The sequence below is a fragment of the Nocardioides sp. P5_C9_2 genome (assembly GCF_054049555.1).
The window spans coordinates 1-6,365 of the sequence record NZ_JBFUMD010000198.1 but is presented as its reverse complement, the minus strand read 5'-3'; the positions used below and the strand labels follow the sequence as shown (position 1 = coordinate 6,365).

Annotated in this window: 5 protein-coding genes and 1 pseudogene; 2 read left to right on the top strand and 4 right to left on the bottom strand. The window is 73.5% G+C overall.

What is annotated here, in order from left to right; genetic code table 11:
* On the top strand, nucleotides 1-2,329 hold a 2,329-nt coding region (locus ACXJKL_RS11440; RefSeq protein ID WP_457207170.1), incomplete at its 5' end, for an FG-GAP-like repeat-containing protein.
* Here ACXJKL_RS11440 and ACXJKL_RS11435 read toward each other — a convergent pair.
* Nucleotides 2,326-3,057: a TIGR03089 family protein gene (locus ACXJKL_RS11435; protein ID WP_457207169.1), complete on the bottom strand. Its 732-nt coding sequence runs from the start codon at nucleotides 3,055-3,057 to the stop codon at nucleotides 2,326-2,328. The genes ACXJKL_RS11440 and ACXJKL_RS11435 overlap by 4 nt on opposite strands.
* A 53-nt stretch (nucleotides 3,058-3,110) precedes the next feature.
* Between ACXJKL_RS11435 and ACXJKL_RS11430 the strand changes: the two genes are divergently transcribed.
* Nucleotides 3,111-4,211: a mannose-1-phosphate guanylyltransferase gene (locus tag ACXJKL_RS11430; RefSeq protein WP_457207168.1), complete on the top strand. Its 1,101-nt coding sequence runs from the start codon at nucleotides 3,111-3,113 to the stop codon at nucleotides 4,209-4,211.
* Between the two features lie 13 nt (nucleotides 4,212-4,224).
* Here the strand turns inward: ACXJKL_RS11430 and ACXJKL_RS11425 are convergent, their stop codons facing one another.
* The 3 genes and pseudogenes from ACXJKL_RS11425 to ACXJKL_RS11415 form a co-directional block, all read right to left on the bottom strand.
* Nucleotides 4,225-4,962: a DUF3105 domain-containing protein gene (locus ACXJKL_RS11425; protein ID WP_457207167.1), complete on the bottom strand. Its 738-nt coding sequence runs from the start codon at nucleotides 4,960-4,962 to the stop codon at nucleotides 4,225-4,227.
* Between the two features lie 82 nt (nucleotides 4,963-5,044).
* Entirely contained in the window at nucleotides 5,045-6,028 is a 984-nt protein-coding gene (cofE, locus tag ACXJKL_RS11420; RefSeq protein WP_457207166.1) for a coenzyme F420-0:L-glutamate ligase, read from the bottom strand.
* Nucleotides 6,025-6,365, bottom strand: a pseudogene (locus tag ACXJKL_RS11415) (2-phospho-L-lactate transferase); the annotation flags it as partial. The pseudogene ACXJKL_RS11415 and the gene cofE, both read right to left, overlap by 4 nt.

Below are 6,365 nucleotides of genomic sequence, written 5' to 3'. Positions count from 1 at the left end.
CACCTGGAGCGACTGGGCCGACCTGGAGTACCACGACGACCACRCTCCCGACGCGGACAGCCCCGACGCGGCCACCTCCCGCCCGGGCACCGACCCCCTCATCGTGGGCGACGTCGACGCCGTCCAGATCAGGGCCCGGGCCACCGACACCCTTCCCGACGACCTGTCGATGGCCGTCGTCGAGCCCGGCCGGGCCGACGCGACCGAGACCGAGGAGCCTGCCGCCGGCGACACGTCGTACGACGACGACTACGWGGAGCGCGACGCCGGCACACCGGCCTCCACGCAGAGCGGCACGGACGGGGACATCGAGCTCCAGGCCGCCCGCAAGGCGGCCCAGCCGACCATCTTCAGCCGCGCCCAGTGGGGCGCGGACGAGTCGATCCGCAACAAGAGCGCGCTGCGCTACGGCTCCATCAGCGCCGGTTTCGTGCACCACACGGTCAACGCCAACGACTACACCGAGGCGCAGGTGCCGGGCATCATCCGCAGCATCTACGCCTACCACGTGAAGTCCCGCGGCTGGAGCGACATCGGCTACAACTTCCTCGTCGACCGGTTCGGCCGGATCTGGGAGGGCCGCTACGGCGGGATCGACAAGCCCGTCGTCGGCGCGCACACCCTCGGCTACAACGACTACGCGTTCGCCATGTCGGCGATCGGCAACTTCGACGTCGTCCAGCCGCCCGAGGTGATGCTCCAGGCCTACGGCTCGCTGTTCGCGTGGAAGCTCGGCATGAGCGGGGTCAACCCGGCCTCCATGTCCCAGCAGGTCGGCCGCACGACCTTCGCGGCCATCAACGGCCACCGCGACGCCGGGTCGACCGCCTGCCCCGGCAAGTACCTCTACGCCAAGATCCCCGCCATCCGGGCGTACGCCGCCGCGGGTGGGACGCCGGTCCCGCCGCCGCCCCCGGCCCCGCCGGCCCCCACGACCGTGACGATCGGCGACCCCGCCCCGCAGTCCAACCTGGTGGGCGCGGCCTACCCGGACCTCGTGGTCCGGCGCGCCGGTGACGGGCGCGGCTTCATCGTCCCCACCGGTGGCCTCACCGCGTTCGCCAAGGCGACGACCGTCTCCACCAAGGGCTGGAAGGACAAGCAGGACGTGCTGGTCACCCCGGACGTCACCGGCGACGGCGTGATCGACCTGGTGTCCACCAGCAGGCAGGGCGTGCTCCGGATCCGTCCGGGCAAGGGCAACGGCGCCTTCAAGGCCACCTCCAAGGTCATCAAGGCCACCCGCGGCCACACCCTGATGACCGCGGTCGGAGACCTGGACAAGGACGGTCGCAACGACCTCGTCGCCCGCCACAAGGGCCGGCTCGTGGCCCTGCTCGGTGCCGGACGCGGTGGCTTCAAGCGGGTCGTGCTCGGCAAGGGCATGGGCACCGCGGTGCAGCTGATCGGTGCCGGAGACCAGAACGGCGACGGCAACATCGACCTGCTCCTCCGCAGCGGCAAGGGCCTGACCCTGCTCAAGGGCAAGGGCGACGGACGCTTCGGGGCGCGGACCGCGGTCCCCGGCTCCTGGCGGGTCTACAACCGCATCACCAGCGGCGCGGACTTCAACGGCGACGGACGTCTCGACCTTGTCGCCCGTCGCAGCAAGGGAGCGGTCTTCATCCTCCCCTCGCACGGCGACGGCTCGTTCGGCACACCGGTCGGCCCGGCCACCAACGTCCGCTCGCTGCGGTCGATGACCGGCGCGGGCAACCTCGTGGGCGACGCGGCACCCGACCTGGTCGGCGTCAAGGACAACGCCCTGGTCGTGATCGCCAACCGTGGCACCTTCGACCTCGGTGCCCCGATCGACACCGGTGTCTCCTTCGCCGGCGCCGACCGGGTGCTCAACGCCGGCGACTGGAACGGTGACGGCGCGGGAGACGTGATCTCGCGCGGCTCCGACGGCGTCCTCTCGCTGTACCGCGGCAACGGCGCCGGTCAGCTGAGCGCCCCCCTCGCGATCGGCAACGGGTTCGCGGGCATCTCCCTCGTCCCGGCCGGCGACGTCACCGGTGACGGGTTCCCCGACCTGCTCGGCACCCCGACGAACGGCAAGCTCATGGTCTACGCCGGCACGGGCAGCGGCATCATGTCCGGCCAGCAGGTGGCGGGGCGCCAGATCAGCCAGGCCGGGCTGCCCAGCGACCTCTCGGGCTACGACTGGGTCTTCGGCGTCAGCGACATCAGGGCCAAGGGGCGCGGCGACTACATCGTGCGCCGCAGCGGCACGGGCGACGTCTACCTCTACACGGGCACGAGCGGCAAGGTCGCTCCTCCGCGCTTCCTCGGAAGCGGGATGGAGGCCTTCGACCTGGCGGGCTAGGCCCCCGGCTGTCCGGCCCGGTGGGTGGCGCGCTCGGCGGCGTACGTCGCGTCGAGCAGCGCAGGGTCCGGGTGCCGGACGAGGACCAGCGAGCCGCCGCGTACGAGCGGCTCGGTGAAGGTGGCGATCCCCGGTGGGGAAGCCGGATTCGCGACCGAGAGGAGACGGCCGCCGTCGGTGAGGAGACTCCCGGCGGCGGCCGCCTCCATGAGCGCCCCCTGGGTGTGGTCGCCGTAGTCGCCGTCGGTGGCGGCGTCGGCCCCGGTGGGCGGGTCCCACGGCGTGAAGGCGTCGGGCTGGGACCAGATCTCCAGGCCCACGTCGTGCACGCCGGCCGGGACCGCCTCGGCGAAGCGGACGCCGAAGGGCAGCAGGCTGCACGCCAGCACGACGAGGTCGTCCCCGCGGTCCACCCACGCCCCGAGGGTGTCGGGACCGCAGACCACCGCGTCGGGGTCCTCCGCGGAGGTGACGACCAGACCGACCGTCCAGGCGGCGCCCAGGAACACCGGCGCGAGCCAGTGCGTCGGCAGGTCGATGCGCAGCCGCATCCCGCGCTCGAGGTCGCCCTCCTCCACCAGCAGGCCGGCGGCCTTGGCCACCCAGTTGGCGTACGTCGTGACCGACAGCTCGACCCGCTCGCCGGACGCCTGGTCGTACCAGGTCACCAGTGGTCGGCCCGGCTCGTGGCGCAGCTGGGTCCGCAGGACGGCGTCGAAGGTGGTCATGCGCTCCACCCTAGGGAGAGGGGCCCCGGCGTCGGTGGCATAGCCTCCGCCCCATGACTGACCTGACGAGCCAGCCGTCGACCACCCCGCTCGACCACTTCTGGGCCGTCGTCCCGGCCGGCGGTGCCGGCACCCGCCTGTGGCCGCTGTCCCGGGCCTCCTCGCCCAAGTTCCTGCACGACCTGACGGGGTCCGGACGCACGCTGCTCCAGGCCACCCACGACCGCCTCGCGCCTCTCGCGGGGGACCGGTTCCTCGTGGTCACCGGTCGCGCGCACCGCGCGGCGGTGCTCGACCAGCTCGACGTGCCCGACGAGGCGGTGCTGGCCGAGCCGTCGGCCCGCGACTCGATGGCCGCCATCGGGCTCGCCGCCGCGCTGCTCGAGCGCCGGGACCCCAAGGCGGTCATGGGATCCTTCGCCGCCGACCACGTGATCACCGACCCCGAGGGCTTCCGTGCGGTGGTCGGACGTGCCGTCGAGGCGGCCCGCGCCGGCTGGTTGGTGACGATCGGCATCGAGCCCACGCACCCCGCGACCGGCTTCGGCTACATCAGCGCGGGTGAGGAGCTTCCCGGCGTACCGGGCGCGCGGGTGGTCCGCGAGTTCGTGGAGAAGCCGGACGCCGAGGTGGCGGCCCAGTACGTCGAGCGCGGCTACCGGTGGAACGCCGGCATGTTCGTCGTCCGTCCGACGGTGCTGCTCGACCTGCTGGCAGAGGAGGACCCGGCCTTCGCGGCCGCGCTCCGGGCGATCGCGGCCGACCCCACGACGCTCGACGGGTCCTGGGAGTCGCTGCCGCGGATCGCGGTGGACCACGCCGTGGCCGAGCCTGCGGCCGCTGCAGGGCGCGTGGCCGTGGTGCCGGGGCGGTTCGGCTGGGACGACGTCGGTGACTTCGCCTCGCTGCTCCCCCTGCTCCCGGACGCGGACGACGGCCTCGTCGTGCTGGGCGACCGGGACCGCGTCAGGGCGATCGACAGCACGGGGCTCGTCGTGCCCGCCGGAGACCGCGTGGTGGCGGTGATCGGCCTCGACGACGTGGTGGTCGTGGACACCGGGGACGCCCTGCTGGTCACCACCCGGGCGCGCGCGCAGGACGTGAAATCGATCGTGGCCGCCCTCAAGGAGGACGGCCACGTCGGTCTGACCTGAGGGGAGCGGTCCGTCAGAGGACGGTCGGCTCCGGGGAGTCCATGTAGGGGTACTTCTTCATGAACTCGTCGAGCGCCTCGCCGCTCGGTGCCGAGCAGTACTGGAAGACGCCCACCTGCTCGCCCCCCTGGCCCGCGTCGACGCCGCCGACGGACCAGTGGGTCATGGCCACGTGCTGGCCGGACGGGAACGGGTCGCCGTCCTCGTCGGTCCACGGCACGGCCTTGAACTTGTCGCGCAGGTTGGTGGTGCTGGACTTCTTGGAGGCGATGCCGCGCAGGTCGTCCATCATCGCCTCGCTGTCGGCGACGGTCTGGTCGTACCAGAGCACCGTGTAGCCGTGCTCCAGGTTGTGGACCAGCTCGCCGACGTCGGGGCGGTCGGAGGCGCTGTAGAGCTTGCGGCTGATGCTGTCCCACACGTTGTAGTGCTGGCCGAACGCGGGAGGCGAGTCCTCGAACTGCAGCGGGGTGCCCGGCTCGACGTGGTCCTGGCTGCCGGAGGCCTTCTTGGTGGTGATCTCGCCGCAGTCCGACGCCGGGGCGCCGATGGCATCGATCGACTCCGACTCGAAGGACCGCAGGTCCCACCAGTCCTTGACCGGCTTGTACGCCGCCGCACCGATGATGATCAGCGCCACCAGGATGCAGGCCCCCACGAGGGCGAAGCCGCGGCGCTTCTCGGCGCCGGCCTGCTTCTTGCGGATGGAGTCGATGACCGCCTGACGGTCGGTCCTGTCCTTCTTGGCCACGGTGCTGGGGTCTCTCGGGTGGGGGGCAGGGCCCGCACCGGGGCACGGTTCAGCGTGCTCCGGCGGGTGTCGCGGGCAGAGTCTACGGAGTGACGGGTGACACGGTGGCCACCACGTCGGATCCACCGGTCTCCCAGTCGTCGACGGCCCACCCGTGGGCGAAGCAGACCGCGGCCACGGCGTGCCGCTCGGCGGTGCCCGGGAGCCTGAGGGGGACGGGCCCGGTGTCCTGCGCGTCCGTCCCCGGCGCGGGAGTGGCGTCGCCGACGACGCGGGCGAGTGCGCCGGCCAGCTCGTGGACCGGGACGGGGTCGCCGAACGGGAGCCGGTCCTCCGGGCGACCGGTGAGGGCGCGGACGACGGCCTCGCGGGCGCCGTACCCGAAGAGGTCCCCGCCCTCGGGGCGCACCAGGCGGGCGGCGCCCGTGCCGTGCTCGCCGGCCCCGAGCACCAGGTCGGCGCGGCCCCGGACGACGGCCACGGGACGGCCCGCGAGCTTGCCCTGGGCGAGCTCGGCCGCGCCCGCGATCTCGTCGGCGACCGCGGGCAGGGTCACCGCGAGCGGGTTGCCGTAGGGGTCCTCGCGCCCGCCGAAGTCCTCGGCCACGACCAGCCCTGCCGCGCCGATCGCGATGTCGGTCTGGCCCTCGCGCCACGCGCGTCCGGCGGTGTCGGTGACGACCACCCCCACGTTGGCGCCGGCGAGCTCGAGCAGCGCCTCGCGCAGCGCCCGCGCGCTGGCGTCCGGGTCGAGGGGCAGCAGGGCGACCTGCCCCAGTGGGACGTTGGAGGCGTCGACACCGGCGGCGGCCATGGTCAGGCCGAGCCGGTTGCGGACGATCAGCGTGGGACCTCGGGTGGCGACGACCCGCACCGTCTCCTCGGCGAGCGCCGCGGCACGGTCGCCGGCCCGGACCCGGCCCTCGGCCTTGCTGACGACCTTGCTGGTGACCACGACGATGTCGCCGTCGGCGAGCTCGGTGGCGGCCGCGACCACGCGCGCGAGGTCGCTGTCGACGGTGATCTCCGGGAGGCCGTCCGGAGCGGTGACCTCCAGGCGGCTCACCGGACGAGCCCGACGGCGGCCGCTGCCATGGCGGCGGTCGCGTCGTCGTCGCTCATCATGAGCGGAACCGCCTCGCAGGCGATGCCGGCCTCGCGCACCCCGGCGACGTGGTGGGCGTCGCGGGTGTCGACCAACCAGGCGTCGAGCACGCCGCCGTCCCGCCGGCTGCCGTAGTGGCGGGCGACCGCGCCGGCGGTGACCTCCACGCCGATCGCGGTCAGCATCTGGTGGGCCATGCCGCGGACGTGGGTGTCGCCGACGATGGGGGAGAGGCCCACCACCGGGGCCGCGGTGGCGGCGACCGCCTCGCGGACGCCGGGGACGCCGAGGATGGTGC

What these genes read in the sequence shown, in the direction of transcription:
- ACXJKL_RS11435 (WP_457207169.1), bottom strand. Translation starts at nt 3,057, where the DNA reads ATGACCACCTTCGACGCCGTCCTGCGGACCCAGCTGCGCCACGAGCCG.
- ACXJKL_RS11430 (WP_457207168.1), top strand. Translation starts at nt 3,111, where the DNA reads ATGACTGACCTGACGAGCCAGCCGTCGACCACCCCGCTCGACCACTTC.